Origin of the sequence: Microbacterium sp. Leaf161, from assembly GCF_001423645.1 — a bacterium.
Taxonomy (GTDB): domain Bacteria; phylum Actinomycetota; class Actinomycetes; order Actinomycetales; family Microbacteriaceae; genus Microbacterium; species Microbacterium forte.
On record NZ_LMOW01000001.1, the window covers coordinates 1,762,478 to 1,784,536 of the forward strand.

Sequence of the window (22,059 nt, forward strand, 5' to 3'; positions counted from 1 at the left end):
CTCGGTGAGTTACGGGCCGGGCTGCGGCGGGTACGGCGCAGAGAGCGGCTGCTGACCGGGGACCGGCGGGTACGGATGCTGCATCGGCGCTGGTGGGTGCTGCGCCTGTGGATATTGCGCGTGTGGATACTGCGCGTGTGGGTATTGCGCGTGCACCGTGGTGTCGGGTGTCGTCGCTCCGTTCGCGCCGCTCGCTCCGTTCGCTCCGTTCGCTCCGGCCGATCCGGCCGATCGCGCGTGAGCGACGACGCGCAGCAGCACCGCTGTGAAGGTCAGATAGATGAGTCCGGCCGCGGCTCCTCCGCCGTACAGAAGGAGGCTCGGCGCGACGGTGTTCATCCCTCGCGGCAGCTCGAAGAGAGCAGGCATAACGGCATCGCGGGCCACGACGAGCAGGATGCTGCCGACGAGGAGCACGAGAGCGGGAACGACGAGGGCGAACCGCGACCAGCGGGTCACGGTGATGCCGGCGATCACGAGCAGAGCCCCGACGACGACCGCGAAGCCGGGGCCGGGGCGCACGTCGAACTGGAACCGCTGCAGGGCGAACAGCGTGCCCTCGGCGATTCCCCAGGTGATCGACCAGGCGCCCGCAGCGAGCAGCAGCGGGGCGACGAACAGGCCGACCACGCCGAGCGCCGCACCCTTCGGTCGAGGATCGCGGCGGACGAGGGCGAGCACCAGACCCATCGCCCCGAGCGCGGCGAGCACCACGAGAGGAAGGCCGTACACGAAGCCGTCGACCCACTCCCTGGGTGCGATGCCATAGAGCCAGGACAGGGTCACGGGAAAGACAGCGACGATCAGCGGCACGATGCTGAAGATGCCGATGACGATCAGGCCGGCCGAACTCCACACACCGGTGAGGACGACGAGGATGAGCAGCGCGAGACCGAGGATCTGCAGCAGCAGAGGTCCGGTCAGCGACGCGAGGTCGCCATCGCTGGCGTACGCGAAGAACGTGAGGATCATGGTCTGTCCGCCGACAGACAGCAGAATCAGGGCGATGGGCGTGAGCACGAGAGCGATCACGCTGGTGATCAGTCGGGCGGTCAAGGTCGAGCGGTGCATGGGACTTCCCCTCCGGAGTCGTAGCCCCAACGTATCGATCACACAGGGGTGGCGCACAGGGCGCCGCGGGTAGTGTCGATCTGGCCCACCCGAACCGACCCGAGGAGTCCGAGATGACCCGTGTCAACGCCTACGCCGCACCCAGCGAAGCCGCACCGCTCGAGAAGACCGCCATCGAGCGCCGCGAACTCGGCCCGAACGACATCCTGATCGACATTGCATTCGCCGGAATCTGCCACTCCGACATCCACACCGTGCGCGGTGACTGGGGTCCGCAGAGCTACCCGCTCGCACCGGGCCACGAGATCGCCGGCACTGTCGCCGCCGTCGGGGCCGACGTCACGAAGCACTCCGTGGGTGACCGCGTCGGGGTCGGATGTCTCGTGAACTCGTGCGGAGAGTGCCGCAACTGCCAGCGCGGCGACGAGCAGTTCTGCTCCAACGGCGCTGTCTTCACGTACGGCAGCGTCGATCGCGACGGCACCGTCACGCAGGGCGGATACTCCGAGCAGGTCGTCGTGACCGAGTCGTTCGCCGTGCGCATCCCCGATGCCCTCGGACTCGACGTCGCAGCACCCCTTCTCTGCGCGGGGATCACCACGTACTCCCCGCTGCGGCACTGGAACGTCGGGCCCGGCACGCGGGTGGCGGTCGTCGGGCTCGGCGGACTCGGCCACATGGGCGTGCAGATCGCCCACGCGCTCGGCGCCGAGGTGACGGTGCTCTCGCAGACCCTCAGCAAGAAGGACGACGGGCTTCGCCTCGGGGCAGACCACTATTACGCGACGAGCGATCCCGAGACGTTCCGCTCGCTGCGCGGATCATTCGACGTCATCCTCAACACCGTCAGCGCTGTCGTCGACCTCCGTGCCTACCTCGGTCTGCTGGATGTGGGTGGGTCGATGGTCTGCGTAGGAGCCCCCGCAGAACCGCTCTCGGTCAACGTCTCGTCGTTGATCGGCGGACGGCGGTCGCTCGCAGGATCGAACATCGGCGGCATCGCCGAGACCCAGGAGATGCTCAACTTCTGCGCCGAGCACGGCATCGCCTCCGAGATCGAGGTCATCTCGGCCGCGCAGATCAACGAGGCTTACGAGCGCGTGCTCGCCTCGGATGTTCGCTACCGCTTCGTGATCGACGCCGCGACCTTCGCGGACTGACGGTCGGAGAGAAGCCCCGGGGTGTTGTACCCCGGGGCTTCTTGCTGTCTCTGGGCGTTCTTCCCCGGGGCGTTCATCTCCGGGGTCTCCTTCCCGCGGGCGCGTGCTCCGAGGGTGTTGTTCCCGGTTCTCGTCTACCGCGTTCTCTCGTTCTCTCGTTCTCTCGTTCTCTCTTCTCCTTCTCTCTTCTCCTTCTCTCTTGTCCTTCTCCTGCGCTTCCCTTTCCTCTTCTCTTCTCTTCTCTCTTCTCTTCTCTCTTCTCTTCTCTCTTCTCTTCTCTCTTCTCTTCTCTCTTCTCCTTCTCTCTCTCCTCCGTCTTCTCTTCTCTCTTCTCCTTCTCTCTCTCCTCCGTCTTCTCTTCTCCTTCTGTCCTCTCTGCTCCTCTGCTCTTCTCTCCCCGTCGTCAGGGCGTTTCCCCCTCCGGGGATCCGTTCTCGCCGGGTGTTCGCTTCCTGCCCGGCGCTCTCCTCGTCGTCGGAGTGCTCTCTTCCTCTGGGCGCTCTCTCTTCGAGTCGTCTCTCCATGTCCATTTCCACGCGTCTCTCCGTCGCCGTTCTTTTTCGCTCTCGCGCCGCTCCCGTGGCTGTGGTGTGCCCGACGTCGGTGCACTGTATTGGGAGATCGGAATATGGCGTTGATCTGGGGTAAATGCGGGCGGATTCAGGTCTCGAATGTCGGCGGTCCCCGGTTGACTAGGGGGTATGAACAGCGCTGCGGAGCTTCTGGATCGGGTCATCGCCGACCTGGATGCGGTGCTGTCCGATGACGGGCTGGCGGGGTTGTCGGATGCGGAGCGGGTCGCGGTGTTGCAGGGGACGGGGGCGGTGTTCCGACGTGCCGAGGCGGTGATCGTGGAGACGATCGCGACGGCCGACATGGGCGACTTTCCGCATTCGGCGGGTTGTCGGGGGCTGAATGAGCTGCTACAGCGGACGGTGGGTGTGGATGTGCGGGGTGCGACCCGGGTCGACAGGGTGGTCGATCTGGTGCGGCGGCCGCTGAGTCTGGCGGGGGAGAGGATGCCGGCGCGGTGGGCGGAGATGCGACTACCCGGGTCGACAGGGTGGTCGATCTGGTGCGGCGGCCGCTGAGTCTGGCGGGGGAGAGGATGCCGGCGCGGTGGGCGGAGATGCGACTGGCGCTGTTGGACGGGGTGGTCGGGGTCGCGGGGTTTCTGGCGGCGACGGCGCCGATCGAGAAGGTGTGGGATCGGCTCACGGTCGATCAGCGGTTGGCGGCGGACGTCGCGTTGGCGGGGTGCGCCCGCGGTCACGGCCTCGACACGGGCCCCGGCGAGGACCCGGATGCTGATGAGGTCGCAGATGCTGATGAGGGTGCGGCCGGTCCGTCACCGACGGCGCAGGATCTGAAGGCTCTCGCGGAGGATCTCGCGTCGATGTTCGATCCGGATGGTGAGGAACCGAAAGACGAGGACGCTCGGCGTCGGCGGGGGATCACGATCGGCCGGTTGAAGGACGGCATGCACGCGATCCGCGGCTACCTGACCCCGGATGCCGCCGCCCAGCTGCAGCTCATCCTGGACGCGATCCTCAACCCCAGGGGTGACGGGCCGCCGATGCCCGGGGTGTTCTTCGCCCCGAGTGACGCCTCCGATGCCGACGAAGATTCTCCCGATACCGACTCTTCACATGCTGATGCTGGTGCTGGTGCTGGTGCTGGTGCTGGTGCTGGTGCTGGTGCTGGTGCTGGTGCTGGTGCTGGTGCTGGTGCTGGTGCTGGTGCTGGTGCTGGTTCTGGTTCTGGCGTCGACGCTGACGCCGATAGGGGGCGCGATCCGGAGGAGACCGATCCGTTCAACTCCGATCCGCGGTGTGTGCTCGATGACCGCACCGCGGCGCAAAAGCGCCACGATGCTCTGACCGCAGCGCTCGGGATCGCTGCCCGGCACAAGGACATGCCCACCCTCGGCGGTGCCTCACCGGTTCTCGTCGTGACCGTCGACGCGACAGATCTCGCCACCCACGCCGCTCAGACCACCGGCGCTGCCTTCGGGCGTGCTGCTGTCGGGGGTGCTGCTTTCGGGAGTGCCGGCGCCGGAGGCGCCGCGTTCGGAGCGAGCGGCAATGGCGGGTGGGCGACGATCCCCGGATCCGGTGCCCACGTCCCCGTCCCTGTCGCGGCGCAGGTCGCCTGCAGCGGGGCGATACAGCGCGTGCTCATGGACGAGGGGCGGATCATCGGGATCACGACCACGGACCGGGTGTTCACTGTGCATCAACGTCGGGCGATCATCGCCCGGGACAAGGAGTGCCTGATCCCCGGATGCCATGTGCCCGCCTCATGGTGTGAGATCCACCACGTCACCGAGCATGCCAGGGGCGGCCCGACGCATACCGATAACGGTGTGCCGTTGTGCTGGTGGCACCACCGCTCCCTCGGCACCTCGGGGTGGGAGATCCGGATGGACGAGGGTCTTCCGCAGGTGCGCGGACCGGCATGGTGGGACCCCGCACAGCACTGGCGCACCCCACGACTCAGCCTGCCGTCACCCGCTCGAGTGCGCCGCACCTCACTTCGCGTCTGAGCACGCCCGGAACCCATCGGTTGACGCGCGCCGCCACGTGGAAATCCTCCCTCGCGTGACACTCATCATCACGTGACTGGCACCACTGCGTGGCACCCACTACTGAGCGTCGAGCACCAGGCACTGATCGCCGCACAGCGACCACTGGTTATCGGCTCTCCACATTCGTATCTGACGTCACACGGCGTCCTAGGGGCGAGCCCGGCGGGTTGGCTGGTGGCTGTCACAGCGCATCCGTCACCTTCCCCCTCCACCGGTGTTCGGCACCATGAGAAAGGCAAGACCATGCCCACGGGCTCCCTCGAGGAACAGCTGAGGCCGCAGCTTCTCAGCGGTCTTGCCTACGAGCGACTGCTGGCCGAGATCGTGAGCGGCCGTCTTCCTCCCGGGCAGCGGCTGCGTCTCGACCTGCTCGCCCATGCCTGGGCCGTGTCGCGCACCCCGGTGCGCGAGGCTCTGCAGAGACTGGTCGACATGCGATTCGTGCAGGTGTCGCCGAGCGCAGGGACCCGCGTCGCAGAATGGTCGTCCGTCGACATGGTCGAGCGCGCTCACGTCGTCGGTCGCCTGATCGTCGAGAAGACGTGCAGCGGCCCGCCCGTGCCGATGCGCGAACAGGCTCCTCGGTTCGCCGAAGGCGCCTGTGAACTGCTCGGATACCTCGAACTCGCCGAACACCTCATCTCGCGGGAACTCGGCCGCCTCGGCACGAGGATCGTCCGCGATCACATCGACCCCCTCCGGCTGTTCGTGGACTCGCAGACCGCGAGTCGTCACGGCGTGGACCTCGACGCGGATCGCACTTCGCGCCGCGACCTCCTTTCGGGCGCCCTCGACGCCATCGAGCGACAGGAGCCCGTCGCGGCCCTTGAAGCACTCGACGCGTTCTCGGCATCCTTCATCGACGCGCTCGGATCCGGAACCGCGCGAACCGCCGCTCAGCCGCAACCCCAGACCCCGGACATCTTCTTCTGAGGGCATGCGAGCGCCGGCGCAGCGATCCGTCCCGGGTGTCCGTGGCGACGGCTAGCGTGGACACATGACGTCACTGATCGCCGGCCCCGACCGACGCGAGCGATGCGGCTGGGTTGGCGACGACCCGGAATACCGCCGGTATCACGACGAAGAGTGGGGCACGCCCCTGCATGGGGATCGGGCGCTGTTCGAGAAGATGGCGCTCGAGGGTTTCCAGGCGGGGCTCTCGTGGATCACCATCCTCCGCAAGCGCCCCCGATTCCGCGAGGTCTTCGCCGGATTCGTCCCTGAGCTGGTCGCCGAGTTCGATGAGTCCGACGTGGAGCGCCTCATGGCGGATGCGGGGATCATCCGCAATCGGGCGAAGATCGAGGCCACGATCGGCAACGCGCGTATCGTCCGCTCGATGGCAGAGGGCGAGCTCGATGAGCTGATGTGGTCGTTCGCGCCGGCGCCCGGCATCCGCCCCGCGTCCTTCGCAGATGTTCCGGCGGTGACGCCGGAGTCGACGGCGATGAGCAAAGAGCTGCGCCGTCGAGGCTTCAGGTTCGTCGGTCCGACCACCATGTACGCCCTGATGCAGTCGGCCGGCATGGTCGACGACCACGTGGTGGGATGCTGGCGCGCCTGACCAGCAGCATCGGCCCAGACCGCCTTCGAGATCATCCATGCCCTCGATATACTCGTTGATCGGGGGGATCGTCCAGCGCAGCGCGCAGGGCGAATGCAGAGCGCGGTCTCCCATCCGACCGTGAGGAGCATGGGTGGCCACGCGCATGGCATCGACACCGCCGACGCTGGCGGGGTACAGCTATGTGCGCCCGCTGGGCTCCGGTGGGTTCGCCGACGTCTTCCTGTATGAACAGGACATGCCGCGTCGCGTCGCCGCTGTGAAGGTGCTGCTGGCGGATGCGGTGAACCGCGAGGTGCTGCGCACCTTCAACGTCGAGGCCGACATCTCCGCGAGGCTCAGCGCACACCCCTCGATCGTGACGATCTATCAGGCGTCGATCTCTGCCGACGGCCGTCCGTACTTCGCCATGGAGTACTGCCCCGACACCATGAGCGCTCGCTACAAGAAGGCGCCATTGGCGCTCGCGGACGTGCTCGACACCGGGGTGCGTATCGCCGGTGCGCTCGAGACGGTGCACCGGGCGGGGCTCCTGCATCGCGACATCAAGCCGTCGAACGTGCTCATCAACTCCCTCGGGGCTCCCGTGCTCGCCGACTTCGGCATCGCCGCAGCCGTGATCGACGAGGGCGACGGAGAGACGATCGCGATGTCGGTGCCGTGGAGCTCGCCCGAAGTGCTGCAGGAGCGCGTCTCCGGGTCGGTGCCGAGCGAGATCTGGAGCCTCGGCGCCACCCTGTACACGCTGCTCGCCGGAAGGAGCCCGTTCGAGAGGGCGGACCGCGGCTCCAATTCACGCGATCAGCTCACCGATCGGATCATCAAGGCGCGTTACACGGCGGTGCCCGTCGACGGCATCCCCCCGATCATCGACGAGATCTTCGCGACCGCGATGCACCGTGATCCCGCCAAGAGGTTCGCGAGCATGGCCGACTTCGCCGAACGACTCCGCTGGGCGCAGTACGAGCTCGGACTGCACCCGACGGCGTTCGAGGCGGCATCCGCCGAGTGGGCCGCCGCGGCTCCCGTCAGCTTCTCGGACGCCACGGCCCGTGGCCCGGTGATCACGACGGTCGCACCCGACTCGCGACGTGCCGAGCGTGCCGCACGGCAGCAGGCGATGCCGCGCGATCGCGACGACCTGCCCGCAGCGCGTGCGAAGACCCGCTCCCCACTCGTCGCCGGTGTCATCGGCGCGCTGATCGGAGCCGCTGTGCTCGCCGCAGTCGGTCTCGGCGCCCTCCACCTCACCGGGGTTCTGTGATGGCGATCGGCGATCGCGCGCGTGCGGAGGCGAACCCCCGATCGCGGGGACGCCTGATCACGGCGATCTCCGGCATCGCCGCTCTGGCGGTGGTGCTCACCCTCGCCATCACCGCGCAGGGCTACCAGTCGCAGGAGGTGCCCCGGCTCGAGTCGTCGGTCTGGGTCATGCGCGACAGCGGTCAGTACGCACGCGTCAACACCGAGCTCGCCGAGATCGACACAGTGCGCAACGTCGACGACCCGGAGGCGGTCTGGCAGAACGGCTCCGCGGCCGTGGTCTATGCGCAGGGCAACAGGCAGCGGTGGGACGTCGACCCTGCGAGCCCCGCCGATCTGCTCTCCGACTCGTCGGAGGAGGGCACGCCGATCGCTTCCGAGCCGACGCCGGCGGGCACGCGGGAGATCCTCTCCGCCGGGGCCTACGTGGCCTATCGCACCGACACCGGTCAGGTGTCGGTGACCACGCTCGACGCCGGCGCGGCCACCGCTCTCGTCGACCCGTTCGCGGGCGTCGAGGTCGAAGAGGGCGAAGATCCTCCGACATACACGGCGGATGCGATCGGACTGTCGCCCGAAGGACTGCTGGTGCTCTATTCCTCGGACGAGGGCGCGATCCGGCGGTTCGACATCGACGAGCACAGCTTCCTCGGCGATCCCGAGTCCGTCTCCGCAGCTCCGGATGCCGCCGAGGGTCTGACCGTCACGGTCGTGGGAGACCGCTGGGCGATGCTCCAGACGGGCACCGGCGAGCTGTGGCTCCAGGGGCGCGACGAGCCGATCGAGCTCGATGTCGCCGAAGATGCGCGCCTGCAGGAGGGCGCCGACTCCGGCGAGGTCGTGGTGATCGCCGACTCCGACGGCCTCGTGTCGGTCGACCTCGCCTCGGGTGAGCCCGAGCGCGTCGCGGAGGCGTCGGGCGTCCCGGCCACTCCGGTCGTCGTGGCAGGCGAGACCTACGCGGCCTGGCTCGACACCGGTGCGGGAACCCTGTGGGCGGATGGCGAGACCGTTCCGCTGCGCGTTCCGGACGAGGCCCTCGACTCGTCGACGATCGAACCGGTGTTCCAGGAGAACGGCGATCGCGCGGTGCTGAGCGAGATCGGCACCGGACTCATCTGGACGGCCCCCGACGGCGTCCTCATCCCGCTCGAGCAGTGGGCGATCGAAGACGATACCGAGCAGCAGGAGGGCACGATCATCGTCGAGGACGTGGCCGAGCAGATGCCGCCCGTCGCCGTCGACGACGCGTTCGGCGTGCGCGCGGGTGAACAGGTGATCCTGCCGGTGCTGCTCAACGACCACGATCCGAACAAGAAGGACGTGCTGTCGATCGACCCCGACTCGGTGTCGGGCGGACTCGGCGATCCCGCGTTCGGCGACCTGACTCTCGTCGCCAACGGGCAGTCGCTCGTCGTCAATGTCACGGCGGGTTCGGGGCAGGCCAGCTTCACCTATGCGGTCACCGACGGTGCCGCCGTGTCGTCGCCGGCGACAGTGACGCTGACCGTCGTCGACGAGGACGCCAACTCCGCGCCCGTGTGGTGCGGGGTCGACGCGTGCCAGCAGGAGTGGCCGACACCGCAGCTCCTTCCCGGTGGCAGCACCGTCGTCTCTGCGCTGTCGGGCTGGGTCGACCCCGAGGGCGACCCGTTCGTGCTCAGCGATGCCTACGAGACCGACTCCTCGTCGCCCGTCATGGTCGTGCCCATGGCAGACGGACGGGTGGCCATCCGCCACACCGACCCCAACGCCGCCGATGCGGTGATCTCGGTCACCGTCGTCGTCGAGGATGTGCACGGTGCGACGGCCGAGAAGACCCTCGATGTCCAGGTCACCGGCAGCCCGGCCCTGGTCGCCTCGCCCGTGGCGCTGACCGCCCGAGTCGGAGAGCTGCAGTCGGTCCGCATCTCCGACCACCTGTCCGGAGGATCCGGCTCGTACCGTCTGGTCGACGCCGTGCAGACCGCCGCGACCGCTCAGGGCCTCGAGGTCAACCCCAACGCGGCGTCGGGCACCGTCGAGATGACGGTGGCCGAACCCGGTCAGTACGTCGTGACCTACACCGCCCAGGACGTCTCGACCCAGGCGGAGCAGTCGGCGGTCATCCGCATCACGGCCGTCGACGGATCCGCAGGCCTCGCGATGGCACCTCTGACCGCGTTCGTGCGCGAAGGCGAGGACACGACCGTCGATGTGCTCCGTGCCGTGCAGAACACCAGTGGGCGAGTGCTCATGCTGGCGGATGCCGTGAGCTCGACGCCTCAGCTCGGCGTGCGTGTGGTCGGCAACGAGAGCATCCGCGTCAACGGCACCACGGAGGACGGCGAGCCCGGGGTGATCGGCAAGGCCACCGTGACGGTCGCCGACGGAACCGGAGCCGCGGTGCAGGGAACGGTCACGGTCTTCCTCACTCCGCCGTCGACCGTCACCCGCCCGATCGTGTTCCCCGATGCGATCACCGTCCGTGCCGGTTCACTCACGCGCATCAACGTCGCGGCGAACGACGTGGCCCCGCGCGGTGAACCCCTGGTCGTGCTCCCCGAGGTGACCGGCTCAGGTGAGTCCGGCGAGCTCGTCTTCGCCGATCGCAACGCGCTGCGATACCTCGCACCCACGACGCCGGGCACCTACCGCCTCACGTACTCGGTGTCGCTCGAGCGCAATCCTGCTCTCTCCGACAACGGCGTCGCGACGGTCACGGTCGTTCCTCCGGGCACGAACCGCGCGCCGACACCCTCGACACTGACAGGTCGGGTCCTCAGCGGTCAGACGGTGTCGCTGCCGGTGCCTGCGACCGGCATGGACAGCGACGGCGACCGCGTGGTCCTCGCGGGCATCGACCAGCCCCAGAAGGGCTATGGCACGGCGACGATCTCGGCCGACGGAGACGCGATCGTCTACCGGGCACCGGCGGCCGGCGTCGACGGCGGTCAGGTGACGTTCCGCTACACGGTGCGCGACCCTCAGGGCGAGCAGGGGACAGGCGTGGTCCGCGTCGGCGTGCTCGACGCCGACATCGACGACGCGGCTCCCGTGACCTTCAGCGACTACGTGCGGGTCGAGGCAGGATCGACCACTCCGATCGTGCTGGACCCGCGTCTCAACGACCTCGACCCGGCGCAGAGCGAGCTCGAGATCACCGAACTCGTGCCCAACGCGCCTCCGGTCAAGGGCAACCCGCTGTACGACCGCCTGAATGCGCTGATCGACTCGGACACCTCTCTCGAAGACGGCCGCGTCGTTCTCCGGGCGGGAGACACGGCAGGCACGAACTCCTACTTCTACACCGTCAAGTCCTCGCGCACGTCGAGCACGTCGCAGGGGCTCATCGTGGTCACCGTGACCGACGGCGCGGTCGCCGATCAGCCGAGCGTCGCCGACACCGTGCTCACCGCGCGCGACCGGGAAGACCTCCCGGAGCGGGGCATCGACGTCGTGACCGACCGTGTGAGCTGGCCGTCAGGCGATGCCTCCTCGCTCACGCTGAGTCTGTGGGGTGACCAGCCCGGATTCACGGTGCAGGGCGACCGCATCGTGGGCGCGGCGCCGGAAGACGGCGCGCTGGTGCCGTTCCAGCTCAAGGGCAAGGGGTCGGGAGGCAGAGACGTGGTCGCCTACGGGTTCCTGCGCATTCCCGCCTTCGACGACATGCAGGTGCAGCTGAAGCCCGGCACGACCCCCGTCGTGGTCGACGAGGACGCGTCTGTCTCGTTCGATGCGGCCGACTATGTCGATCTGATCGCCTCGGATGCCGTCGAGGTGGGCTCCGGCCAGTTCAGCGCCCAGCGCGCGGCGGCGTCGTGCTCAGCCGAGGGCTCGGGCGAGGTGACCTACCGAGCCGGCCGGGAAGCGCCCTGGTCGGACACCTGCCTCGTTCAGGTGCGGCTGCAGGGGCAGGAGCGCTGGTCGTTCATCGATGTGCCGATCAGCATCCGCCCTGCGGAGCCACAGCTGCTGCTGTCGTCGATCTCGCACACGATCGCTCCCGGAACCACCGAGACGGTCGACATGTACTCGAACATGGCCGCCTGGGAGGGCGGCCGCGAGGGGGACGCCGGATCGCTCGAGTACCGGATCGTGTATTCGGGATCGGCCTTCATCGTCACGCGCACCGGTTCTCAACTGACCATCGAAGCGCGAGCGGACGCCAGACCGGGCAACACCGAGAACGTGAGCGTCACCGTGCCGCAGTACGGTGAGCCGTCGGCATCCGTCCGCCTGGTCGTCGGCGCGGCGCCGCCCGATGCGCCGCGGGGCGCGACCTTCACGACGCAGTGCATCGTCACGAACCCGAGCTGCACGATCGATGTCGTCGACGTCGCGGGGGAGTACGATCCGTTCGCGGGCAAGCCCGGATCGGGGCTCCGACTGATGTCGCTCGGCGGGGGCTCACCGTGCGATGTCGCATCGGTCTCGACCTCGGGGAGCACGTCCATCACTGCGACCTGGCCCGGCGGAGGGCAGGCGCCCGGGGGCCAGTGCATCATCCCGTTCATCGTGTCGGATGCGCAGGGACGCACCGGCACCGGAACCCTCACCCTCGATCTGCAGGGCTTCCCGCAAGCGCCCGCCAGCGTGACGACCGTCGGATTCACACGCTCGACCGTGGTGCTGGACGTGCCGCTCGGCGAAGCGGGGCGCGCGCACCCCGGCGTCACCGGTGTGACGATCCTGCAGGACGGCTCCCCGGCGAACGCGTCATGCAGCCCGGCGGGAGGCGTCTACCGCTGCACGGTGAACGGGCTCGTCAACGGAGCGCCGCATGTCTTCACCGCAGCGGCCGTCAACGCGGTCGGAACATCCGCGGCCACGTCACCGCACACCAGCTGGGCGTATGCCGCCCCCGAGGTGTCGAACGCGACGGCTACGCCCGTCTACCGCCCAGGAAACACCGAACGCGGACGCGGCATCGTCGAACTCGCGATCGCCGCGTCGGACGACTCGCTGTCCTTCCGCGTCGAGGAGACCGGCCAGGTCATCAACCGCACGGGTGCGACGACATCGGCCGAGATCGCGCTGTCGCCGGGCCCGCAGAACATCACGATCGTGCCGATCAGCCAGTTCCAACCGCCGACGGGCGACGGCGGCAATGAGGGCGGTGCCTTCCGCACGTCGGTGACGGCTGCGGGAACCGTCTACTTCGACCCCGCGGGCACGCAGGCGAAAGCGACCTCCAACACGTCGATCGACGTCTCCGGAGTCGCTGCGCAGCCCAACGGCAGCGCCCTCGGAATCGACGTCGTCTACCTTGCGTGGCGCTCGGGCGATGCGAGCTGCAGCGCCGACGGAAACGGGCGGCTGCAGATCTCGGGTGCAGAGGCACAGTCGTCGTCTCCCACGCTCACCAGACTCGCCGAGTACTCCACGTACAACGTCAAGGCCTGTGCCTCGAACGGGTTCGGCGTGGCCGAGTCGAACACCACGCAGGTCTTCACCTTCACGTTCGTCGAGAGCCCGAACGGCAACAGGAGCTACACTGTGGCCACTCAGCCGTCGTTCCAGGACGGCCGCTATTCCTATGGCCTGGAATCGGCGCCCGACATCGGAGCGAAGGACGGCTTCGTCCCGCAGTACAACATGTACGGGCAGTGGCGGGAGAACTTCGAGCTGAACTCCGACGCGTCGCCGCTACCGGTCAGCGCGCGCTCGTGCCACTCGGTCCTGACCCAGTTCTGCTCGGATCCCGTGGAGATCACGGCGAGGACCGTGCCGACGACGGTGGTCGTGCAGTTCCAGCAGTGCGCGCCCGCGAACCCGGATGACGCATTCGCCGTCAGCCCCGCGGCGCGCGGTTCGTACGAGCGCACCTTCACGCCGAGGATCGTCGACGGCGTCTCCATGGTCGAGGTGAAGATCACCTGGACGGGAGCCTTCGCTGCGCTCAAGTCGATCACCCACCGCGCCCAGCTGTGTACGCAGCCGGAGCAGCCTGACCCGGTCGAACCGCCCGGCCCCGTTCCGACCGACCCCACGGGATGAGCGTACCCACATGCTGAGTCCCCATTCCCCACCGCCCTGCACCGCGCAGGTGCCCGAGACGAATACGGTTGCCCTATGCCTGCTCCCTCCGTTGCTCCCGTGACCATCGCTCCCGAACAGGCCTCCTGGTTCGCGGAGACGTTCTCGATCCTCGCCGCCAATGTCGAACAGGCGATCCTCGGCAAGCGGCATGTCATCGAGCTGGCGCTCGCCGCGGCCGTCAGCGGCGGGCATGTGCTGCTCGAGGACTTCCCCGGCACCGGCAAGACGGCCCTCGCCCGAGCCATCGCCCAGACCGTCACGGGCACGAGCACGCGCATCCAGTTCACCCCCGACCTGCTTCCGGGCGATGTGACAGGCATCACCGTCTACGACCAGAAGGAAGGGGCGTTCGAGTTCCATGCCGGCCCCGTCTTCGCGAACATCGTGCTCGCAGACGAGATCAACCGCGCGAGCCCGAAGACGCAGTCGGCGCTGCTGGAGGTCATGGAAGAGGGCACGGTCACGGTCGACGGCGTCACGCGTCCTGTTCCTTCGCCCTTCCTCGTCATGGCGACGCAGAACCCGATCGAGCAGGGCGGCACCTACCGCCTGCCCGAGGCGCAGCTCGACCGCTTCATGATCAAGACGTCGATCGGCTACCCCGACGAGGCCGCGACCATGCGCATCCTCCAGGGCGCCGCACAGCCGAAGCATGTGCTCGACGGCATCGTCGGCACCGACACCATCCTCACGATGGCCGAGATGACGCGCGGCGTGTACGTGAATCCGCTGGTGTCCGACTACATCATGCGCATCGTCGATGCGACGCGTCGCGCCTCCGAGGTGCGTCTCGGCGCCAGTGTGCGAGGTGCGATCGCGCTCTCGCGCCTCGTGATGACGTGGGCGGCGAAGAACGGCCGCACGTTCGCCACCCCCGATGACGTCCGAGAGCTCGCGGTCGTGGCACTCGCCCACCGCCTCGTGCTCGAACCGGAGGCCGAATTCGACGGCGTCACCGCGGTCGCCGTGGTGGGGCAGATCCTGCTCGACGTCGAACCGCCGCGCGAGAACGGCACTGCGTGAGTTTCAGCACCGAGTCCCGTCTGACGCGCACCACGGCGGGCACCAGCACGTCGACGCGTACGTCGACGGTCACGCGATACGACCGCACACGACGAGGGCCCGTCCGCGGCGCCGTCTTCGGTGTCCGTCGCGCCGCTCGCACGACGCGTCGCGCGGCCCGCACGGCTGTCGCGTGGGTGCGCGAGACGGTCACGTCGGCCGGGATGCTGGTCGTCGTGGCGCTCGTGCTCTGCATCGCCGCCGGACTGCTCTTCGGGTGGGTCGAGGCATGGGCGGTGGCGGCGATCGCGCTGGTGCTGCTGATCGCGTGCGTCCCCTTCATCCTGGGGACCCACGACTACCGCATCGAGTTGACGCTCGACCGCGATCGCGTGGTCGCGGGTGCCGAGATCGGCGCGACGCTCGATGTGCGCAACAACAGCGAGCGTCTCTCGCTGCCGGGTATCGTCGACGTACCCGTGGGGGAGGGGCTCGTCGAAGCACACGTTCCACTGCTGCGCCCCGCCGCCCATCACCGCGAGCAGCTCACGATCGCCGCGCACCGCCGCGGAGTCATCGACGTCGGACCCATGACCATCACCCGGGGTGACCCGATCGGCATCCTCCGACGCGAGCTGCGGTGGCCCGACGTCCAGCGCATCCATGTGCACCCTGTCACGGTTCCTCTGCCCAGCACGAGCGCGGGTCTGATCCGCGATCTCGAGGGAACGCCGAGCTCGACGCTGGTCGATGCCGACCTGTCGTTCCACGCGGTGCGCGAATACGTGGTGGGTGACTCGCAGCGGCACGTGCACTGGAAGTCGACCGCGAAGACCGGAAAGCTCATGGTGCGCCAGTACGAGGAGTCGCGTCATGCCCGCATCGCGATCATCCTCGACCTCGACACCGAGTCGTACGAGAGCGACGACGAGTTCGAGAACACGGTCAGCGCTGCCGCATCCCTCGCGCTGCAGGGTGTGCGTGACGGCCGCGACGTGCTCTTCTCGGTGAGCAACGAGATCCCCGAGCACAGCCGTGCCGAGGTGCTGTCGATCCGCACACTTCCCACTGTCACGCCCAAGGCGCTGCTCGACGCGACGTCGACCATCGACCCTGCCGACCGCGTGATGCGCCTCGAGGCGGTCGCCGCACTCACCGCGCAGTCCTACCCCGACCTGTCGATCGGGTTCCTGATGACGGGCTCGCGCATGCCGCTCGAGCGACTGCGTCATGCCGCGGTCAAGCTGCCGGCGGCGGTCGAGGCGGTCGCGGTGCGCAGCGAGCTGGGCGAGCAGCCCACGATGCGCACGGCACGCGAGCTCGCGGTGATGACCCTGGGCGCGCTGGGCGATCTTCCGCAGATGCTGGCTCGGGGAGCGCTGCGATGAGCGCGGCAGGCCCCCAGCGCTGGGTCGCAGGGTCGCGACGCTCGTTCGCTCTCTCGGCCCTGACGGTCTGGGCTCTCGGATACGTGCTGGTCGGCGTCGGCCTCGCGACGGCGGCCGCGTGGCCGGTCTACGAAGCCCCGCGCGCTCTGGCGGTCGGCCTGATCGGCGGACTGCTCGGCATGGCCGTCGCCGTGCTGACGCGGGTGCTCCGGTGGGGCATGCTGATCGGTTCTCTCGCGGCGGCCGGCACCTATCTGGTCGTTTCGGTTCCGCTCGCGATCCCGTCGGCACTCTCGTCGATCCCTGCTTTCCTCGGCGGACTCCGGGATGCCGTGCTCGGGATCGCACTCGGGTGGAAGCAGATGCTGACGCTGAACCCGCCGCTCGGCGAGTATCAGGCGGTGTTGATCCCGTTCCTCGTCGTGATGCTGTTCGGCACGTTCATCGCGACCCTGCTCGTGCTCGAGGGCGGTCGTCGCGCCACGATCGCGGTTCCCGTCGTGACCGCGATGAGCGTCTTCGGCATCGCCTTCGGGGTGAGCGGCACGACGGCTTCCGTCTCTGTGCTGGGCGTGGCGCTTCCGGCGCCGCGGGAATGGCTGATCGGCGTCGCGCTCTTCGTGATCTCTCTCGTCTGGCTGGTCGGTCGCTCCCGGCTGCAGCGTGCGCAGGCGCTGCGCACCGTCGCCGCGGCGAACATCTCGCGTCGGGCGACGCCTGTGTGGCTGACCATCCGGCGTCATCTGCTGTCGGCGGGGCTCGCCGTGGTCGCCCTGGTCGCCGGGTTCGCGGTCGCACCCGCAGCGGCCGGGTGGAGCGACCGCTCGGTTCTGCGCGACGAGGTCGAGCCCATGGTCGTCGTGCAGCAGCAGGCGAGCCCGCTCAGCGCCTACCGCTCGTGGTTCGCCGGCAGCACTCTCGACGACACTGTCGTGCAGATGGAGGGCGACCCCGGTGCGATCGAGCGCCTCAGGCTCGTCACCCTCGACTCGTACGACGGCGAGGACTTCCACATCGCACCCGAGGACCGGTTCAGCAGATTGCCCCGCACTGCGATGCCGGGCGCCGGTCGTATGTCGCTCGAGATCACGATCGGCGACGCGTACCGCGGCATCTGGGTGCCGTCGCCCGCGGGTCTCGCCGAGGCGCCCGACTTCACCGGCTCGCGGGCGGATGCGCTCGCCGACGGCTTCCATGTGAACTCCGGCGGCGACACCGCGATCACCGTGGCAGAGGCGCCAGGCGGCGGAGAAGGGCTCGTCCCCGGTGACCGCTACACCGTGCTCGTGGACGCCCCCGGTGCCCCCGGCGAGGTCGCTGCGCTTCAGGGCTCCGCCTCGAACCTCGACACAGACCTGTATCCCGCGCTCACCGAGTGGGCCGAGATGCAGGAGCAGCCTCGCACGGGAGCCGGATACCTCGAGATCATCGATCGTCTGCGTTCGCGCGGCTACCTCAGCCATGCGCTCATCGACGACGACGCCGCGACGGGGTGGATCGCGTCGCTCGAGGAGTCCGAGGGATACGCGTTCGCGCCGAGCTATGCGGGGCACTCCGCCGCCCGCATCGAGGAGCTGTTCACCGACATGGTCGAGCAGGAGCGAAGGGCGGGGTCTGACGCCGCACCCGAGCTGCTCGTGTCCGCCGTCGGCGACGACGAGCAGTTCTCCGTGGCGGCTGCACTGCTCGCCGAGCACTGGGGTCTCGAGTCCCGAGTCGTGATCGGGGCACGGCTCGCGGCGGCAGAAGAGGTTCCCGGCATTCCGGCCTGCACCGACACCTGCACCGGCGCGAACATGAGCGCCTGGGTCGAGGTCAGGGGGTCCGGTGGAGAGTGGATGCCGGTCGACACGACGCCGCAGTATGCGATGCTGCCGAGCTCGATCACCGAGGGCGAGCAGCTGCCGGAGCACCCGACCGTGCCCGAGCAGCCGCGGTCGGAGGCGCTCGACCCGCCTCAGGCGCAGAGCGATTCGAACAACGACGCACCCCCGCTCGAGGCGCCGCAGTCGGAGGTGCTCGCCTTCCTGCTGCCGATCCTCAGGGCCGTGGGACTCAGCCTGCTCGCTCTCGCGCTGCTCGCTCTGCCGTTCCTGGTGCTGTTGTTCGCCAAGAGGCAGCGCGCCCGAACCCGCCGCACGGCGGAAGACCCCGAGGTGCGGCTGGCCGGAGCCTGGGAGGAGCTGGTCGACGTGTACGCCGATCACGACGTGGCGATGGACGCCGAGGGCACCCGAACCCAGCGCGCGCTGTCGACCGACCGCGAGGCTGCTGACCGCCTGGCGGTGCTCGTCGATCGCGCGGTCTTCGCCGAGCATCCTCCGACGAACGACGATGCGAGCGCCGCCTGGGCGATCGTGGATGCCGAGCGGGCTGAGCTGGCAGCATCCGGCAAGTGGTGGCACCGCATCGTCAGGCGTGTGCGGCCGACGTCGTTCATCGGACGCATGCGGGCTGCGAGCGGTGGAGGTTACGCCGGAGCCAGGCCCGCTCTCGCTACGCTCGGATTGACCGGGTCGTTCGGCGACCGGAAGAAGGGGAACTCATGATCGCGCCCGTGGATAGCGGCTACGTGACGATGCTCGCCATCGTGGGCGGTGTCGGCGTGCTCGTCGGCCTCGCCGTCTACGTCTGGTACGCCTTGGCGCTGTCGCGTCTGTTCCCGCGCATCGACGGCGAGGGGTGGAAGGGCTGGGTGCCCGTCCTCAACGAGGCCGAGATCCTGGCGCGAGGCGGAGTTCCTGCGTGGTCGGTGGTCTTCTACTTCATCCCGATCGTGCAGCTGTACGGCATCTACCTCAAGGTCGTCGCGACCCACCGCATCAATCGGAGGTTCGGCAGGGGCGCCGGAATGACGGTGCTCGCCATCCTGCTGCCTCCGGTCTGGGCGACCATCCTCGCCTGGGGCACCCCGCCGCACCCCGAGGGCGAACGACTGGCCGCGCTGCAGCCTGGTCCTCGCCGCAACGCGCAGCCCGCTGCCGCGCCCGCCAGGGATGCGTCGGGGTACACGATCCCGTCGCTGGCTCCGCACACTCCGAGTCAGCCGGATGCCCCCGCGCTCGTGTTCCCCGACTACGCCGCGCCGACCCGTGCGAACGCGCCGTCTGACGCGCACGCCGGCGCCGTCGCGCCCGACGCACCCTCGGATGCCGACTCCGTCGCTCCCTCTGCGTGGGGAGCACCGCCGCAGAGACCGCAGTCGCCGGTCGGGCCCCCGCCGGTTCCCGGGGCGGCGCCTGTTCCCGGGGCTGCGCCCGTTCCCGGGGCTGCGCCCGCTCCTGGAGCGCCACCCGTTCCCGTCGCCGGGCAGCCCCCGGCTGCCGGTGCGCCCGCTGCGTCGTTCGCGCCGCCCCAGCCGCCCGCTCCTGCTTACGGGCAGCAGCCTCCCGCTCCTGCCTATGAGCAGCAGCCGCCCGCTCCTGCCCGCGGGCAGCAGCCTCCTGCTCCGCAGCCTCCTGCTCCTGCGCCTGTAGCAGCACCTGCACCGCAGCCCCCTGCGCCTGCGACTCCTGCCGATCCGCACCCGACGACCGGGATCATGGCAGCAATGGGCGGCGACCCCGGTGCCGCGGGCACGCCGCAGCCCCCTGCGTCTCCTGCACCCGCCCCTGGCGACATCGCGGTGCAGCCGCCGGCGCCGCCCGCGCCCGCATCCACGCCCGCATCCTCGCCTGCGGCCCCGTTCGAGACGTCGGGAGAGCACGCGCCTTCTTCGCAGCCCGTCGGAGAACCGCAGCGCGCGGTCCGACCCGCGCCGCCGTCGTTCCGCGACGGCGGGCACTCGGCCGAACAACCGCAGATGCCGACGATCCGTCCGGTTCCGTACTCCGCCGCAGACGTCCCGGCCGCCGCAGACGTCCCGATCGCAGGGGCGCCGCCCGCGCCCGCCGCTGATGCGCCTGCCGTGCCTGCCCCGCAGTCTCAGGGGATGCCGTCGGGTGGGATCGCGGCGGATGTCGACAAGACGGTCGTCACCCCGCGCCCGACGGACGACGTCGTCGTCGACGACCTCGACGCGACGGTCGTCGTCGCCCGCAGGCGCGGTGTGCGTCGCTCGCTGGTGCTCGACGACGGACGCAAGTTCTCGTTGTCGGGCGCGAGCGTCGTGATCGGACGCAACCCGATCGGCGAGCCGGGCGAGCAGCGGCTCGCGATCTCCGACACCACCCGCACGCTGTCGAAGACGCACGCTCGCCTCGTCGTGCACGACGACGAGTGGCGCCTCACCGATCTACACGCCACGAACGGCGTCGTCGTGGTCGAGGAGAACGGCACCGAGACGCTGCTCGATCCGGGCGAGAGCGTCACCGGCAACGGCCGATTCATCCTCGGCGAAGTGGGAATGCACGTGATGGCGGAGCGCGACTCGTGACGGTCTCGTCGGTGGTGCTGAACGTCGCGTCCTTGACCGACACGGGACTCAAACGCGCCGCGAACGAGGACTCCTTGCTCGTGGCCTCCCCGGTCTTCCTCGTCGCAGACGGCATGGGCGGGCATGAGGCCGGCGACCGAGCGAGCGCTGCGGTGGTCGATGCGTTCGAGCCTCTTCGCGGGTCGGTGATCGAGGTCGCCGACATCGGCGACGCGCTGAGCCGAGCCTCGGCCGTCGTCGACGACATCTCCGCCGAGCACAAGCGCGGGGCGGGCACCACCGTGACGGGTGTCGCACTCGTCGACCACGAAGGCGCACCGCACTGGCTCGTCTTCAACGTCGGCGACTCTCGCGTCTACCGGCACCACGCCAACGAGCTGACCCAGCTGACGATCGATCATTCGCTGGGGCAGGAGTTGGTGGATGCCGGTGAGCTCCGCGCAGAGGATCTCTCGTCGTTCTCGCAGCGCAACGTCATCACCAGGGCGATCGGGGCGCCGGACAGCACGGCCGACAGCTGGCTGCTGCCGGTGGTCGACGGTGAGCGGCTGCTGCTCTGCTCAGACGGCCTCAGCGGCGAGGTGAGCGACGAAGCGATCCGAGCCACCCTGACCATGAACGGGAGACCCGAGTCGGCCGCTGCGGCTCTCGTGAGCCGGGCGCTCAAGGCGGGCGGTCGCGACAACGTGTCGGTCGTCGTGATCGACGTGGTCTCGGGAGGAGCGCGCACGCGTCCGGACGACAGCACGGCCGGTCGCGAGGCCGCATCCGCCTCTCTCACCGACTCGAGCCTCGAGGGCACGACGATCCCGGTCCGCGCCAGATGACCGACGACGAGTCCGAGGTCGGCGAGACCGTCATGCTCACCCGTCGCGATCGGCGCCGGGGCGGGGTGGTCGTCGGTTCGCCAGCAGCGCCGAGCGAATCGGAGGCGGCTGTCGCGGACGGCGCAGCGGAGACCCACGATTCCACCGCGGCCGACGATTCTGAAGCGCCGGGCGACGTCGATGAGGCGACCGTCGTCGTCGACCGCCATCCGATCGCCGTCGACGAACCAGCCGATGCTCTCGGGGAACCAGCCGATGCTCTCGGGGAACCGGTCGATCCTCTCGAGGAGGCGACCGTCGTCGTCGACCGGAGCCCGTCGAGGTCCGATTCGAGGTCCGATGTGCCGGACGGTGCTCGCGACGGGGAACGGGAGCAGGAGCTCCCCGATGAGCCGACCGTGCTCGTCTCCCGGACTCCGCGCCGTGTGCGCAGGAAGCGATCGGAACGGCCCGAACAGGGCGACGCCGTCGTGGATCCCGCCCCCGTCACCGATCCGGTCACCGATCCCAGTGCCGCAGCCGTCTCGTTCGAGGCGCCGACCGATGCTCCGGAGCCGGCGATCTACCGACCGCGTCCCGCGCCACTGGGCCCTTCCGCGCCGCCCGTGGTGATCGGCGCCGCCGCGCCCACCCGCGCGGTGGACCCGGAGCTGCCTTCGGTCACGAAGCAGGGACTGCGCTGGAGCGTGACCACCCTCCTCGCGTTCGCAGCGGCCTGTGTCGTCTCGGCCGCCGGACTGGTGGCGCTGGGCTTCGTCGTCTTCGCCTGAGCGACGGCGTCGGGGAAGACTCGTGCTT

General features: G+C 69.2%; 15 protein-coding genes and 2 pseudogenes. 15 read left to right on the forward strand and 2 right to left on the reverse strand.

Annotation, left to right across the window (positions count from 1 at the left end):
* Positions 1-9: 9 nt before the first annotated feature.
* Positions 10-1,071, reverse strand: coding sequence for a DUF3824 domain-containing protein (locus ASF87_RS08595; protein ID WP_056375504.1), 1,062 nt, complete (start codon positions 1,069-1,071; stop codon positions 10-12).
* A gap of 113 nt (positions 1,072-1,184) precedes the next feature.
* Here ASF87_RS08595 and ASF87_RS08600 point away from each other — a divergent pair, with 113 nt between their 5' ends.
* Positions 1,185-2,231: an NAD(P)-dependent alcohol dehydrogenase gene (locus ASF87_RS08600; RefSeq protein ID WP_056375505.1), complete on the forward strand. Its 1,047-nt coding sequence runs from the start codon at positions 1,185-1,187 to the stop codon at positions 2,229-2,231.
* A gap of 134 nt (positions 2,232-2,365) precedes the next feature.
* On the opposite strand, the gene ASF87_RS17700 is transcribed toward ASF87_RS08600, so the two are convergent.
* A complete protein-coding gene (locus tag ASF87_RS17700) occupies positions 2,366-2,767 on the reverse strand; it encodes a hypothetical protein (protein ID WP_157550027.1) in 402 nt (133 codons plus the stop codon).
* A gap of 165 nt (positions 2,768-2,932) precedes the next feature.
* Here ASF87_RS17700 and ASF87_RS08605 point away from each other — a divergent pair, with 165 nt between their 5' ends.
* The 14 genes and pseudogenes from ASF87_RS08605 to ASF87_RS08660 all read left to right on the forward strand — a co-directional run bounded on the left by ASF87_RS08605 (position 2,933) and on the right by ASF87_RS08660 (position 22,031).
* The gene (locus tag ASF87_RS08605; RefSeq protein ID WP_056375506.1) at positions 2,933-3,322 is read left to right on the forward strand and encodes a hypothetical protein; all 390 of its coding nucleotides are present in this window, start codon (positions 2,933-2,935) and stop codon (positions 3,320-3,322) included.
* A 38-nt stretch (positions 3,323-3,360) separates the two neighbouring features.
* Positions 3,361-3,828, forward strand: a pseudogene (locus tag ASF87_RS18150) (DUF222 domain-containing protein); the annotation flags it as partial.
* A 52-nt stretch (positions 3,829-3,880) separates the two neighbouring features.
* The gene (locus ASF87_RS18035) at positions 3,881-4,111 is read left to right on the forward strand and encodes a hypothetical protein (protein ID WP_235558907.1); all 231 of its coding nucleotides are present in this window, start codon (positions 3,881-3,883) and stop codon (positions 4,109-4,111) included.
* An 8-nt stretch (positions 4,112-4,119) separates the two neighbouring features.
* Positions 4,120-4,776 (forward strand): annotated as a pseudogene (locus ASF87_RS18040) (HNH endonuclease signature motif containing protein); the annotation flags it as partial.
* A gap of 285 nt (positions 4,777-5,061) precedes the next feature.
* A complete protein-coding gene (locus ASF87_RS08615; RefSeq protein ID WP_052493029.1) occupies positions 5,062-5,751 on the forward strand; it encodes a GntR family transcriptional regulator in 690 nt (229 codons plus the stop codon).
* Between the two features lie 64 nt (positions 5,752-5,815).
* Entirely contained in the window at positions 5,816-6,382 is a 567-nt protein-coding gene (locus tag ASF87_RS08620; RefSeq protein ID WP_042542223.1) for a DNA-3-methyladenine glycosylase I, read from the forward strand.
* A gap of 133 nt (positions 6,383-6,515) precedes the next feature.
* Entirely contained in the window at positions 6,516-7,646 is a 1,131-nt protein-coding gene (locus ASF87_RS08625; RefSeq protein ID WP_228385641.1) for a serine/threonine-protein kinase, read from the forward strand.
* Entirely contained in the window at positions 7,646-13,627 is a 5,982-nt protein-coding gene (locus ASF87_RS08630) for an Ig-like domain-containing protein (RefSeq protein ID WP_056375508.1), read from the forward strand. Before ASF87_RS08625 ends, ASF87_RS08630 begins: the two co-directional genes overlap by 1 nt.
* A 99-nt stretch (positions 13,628-13,726) precedes the next feature.
* Positions 13,727-14,692 carry an AAA family ATPase gene (locus tag ASF87_RS08635; RefSeq protein WP_042542259.1) on the forward strand — a complete coding sequence of 322 codons (966 nt, stop codon included), beginning with the start codon at positions 13,727-13,729 and terminating at the stop codon, positions 14,690-14,692.
* The gene (locus ASF87_RS08640) at positions 14,689-16,059 is read left to right on the forward strand and encodes a DUF58 domain-containing protein (RefSeq protein WP_042542225.1); all 1,371 of its coding nucleotides are present in this window, start codon (positions 14,689-14,691) and stop codon (positions 16,057-16,059) included. Before ASF87_RS08635 ends, ASF87_RS08640 begins: the two co-directional genes overlap by 4 nt.
* On the forward strand, positions 16,056-18,608 hold the full coding sequence (locus ASF87_RS08645; protein ID WP_056375509.1) for a transglutaminase domain-containing protein: 2,553 nt from the start codon (positions 16,056-16,058) through the stop codon (positions 18,606-18,608). Before ASF87_RS08640 ends, ASF87_RS08645 begins: the two co-directional genes overlap by 4 nt.
* Positions 18,605-20,434, forward strand: a complete 1,830-nt coding sequence (locus ASF87_RS08650; protein WP_056375510.1) for a DUF5684 domain-containing protein — start codon at positions 18,605-18,607, stop codon at positions 20,432-20,434. The genes ASF87_RS08645 and ASF87_RS08650 overlap by 4 nt, the downstream gene beginning before the upstream one ends.
* Positions 20,431-21,261 (forward strand): PP2C family protein-serine/threonine phosphatase, encoded by an 831-nt coding sequence (locus ASF87_RS08655; protein ID WP_056375511.1) that lies wholly within the window; start codon positions 20,431-20,433, stop codon positions 21,259-21,261. The genes ASF87_RS08650 and ASF87_RS08655 overlap by 4 nt, the downstream gene beginning before the upstream one ends.
* Positions 21,258-22,031, forward strand: coding sequence for a hypothetical protein (locus ASF87_RS08660; RefSeq protein ID WP_056375512.1), 774 nt, complete (start codon positions 21,258-21,260; stop codon positions 22,029-22,031). Before ASF87_RS08655 ends, ASF87_RS08660 begins: the two co-directional genes overlap by 4 nt.
* Positions 22,032-22,059 lie beyond the last annotated feature (28 nt).

Coding starts and splice junctions, on each gene's coding strand:
- ASF87_RS08595 (WP_056375504.1), bottom strand. CDS start 1,071: ATGCACCGCTCGACCTTGACCGCCCGACTGATCACCAGCGTGATCGCT.
- ASF87_RS08600 (WP_056375505.1), top strand. CDS start 1,185: ATGACCCGTGTCAACGCCTACGCCGCACCCAGCGAAGCCGCACCGCTC.
- ASF87_RS08605 (WP_056375506.1), top strand. CDS start 2,933: ATGAACAGCGCTGCGGAGCTTCTGGATCGGGTCATCGCCGACCTGGAT.
- ASF87_RS18035 (WP_235558907.1), top strand. CDS start 3,881: ATGCTGATGCTGGTGCTGGTGCTGGTGCTGGTGCTGGTGCTGGTGCTG.
- ASF87_RS08615 (WP_052493029.1), top strand. CDS start 5,062: ATGCCCACGGGCTCCCTCGAGGAACAGCTGAGGCCGCAGCTTCTCAGC.
- ASF87_RS08620 (WP_042542223.1), top strand. CDS start 5,816: ATGACGTCACTGATCGCCGGCCCCGACCGACGCGAGCGATGCGGCTGG.
- ASF87_RS08630 (WP_056375508.1), top strand. CDS start 7,646: ATGGCGATCGGCGATCGCGCGCGTGCGGAGGCGAACCCCCGATCGCGG.
- ASF87_RS08645 (WP_056375509.1), top strand. CDS start 16,056: ATGAGCGCGGCAGGCCCCCAGCGCTGGGTCGCAGGGTCGCGACGCTCG.
- ASF87_RS08650 (WP_056375510.1), top strand. CDS start 18,605: ATGATCGCGCCCGTGGATAGCGGCTACGTGACGATGCTCGCCATCGTG.
- ASF87_RS08660 (WP_056375512.1), top strand. CDS start 21,258: ATGACCGACGACGAGTCCGAGGTCGGCGAGACCGTCATGCTCACCCGT.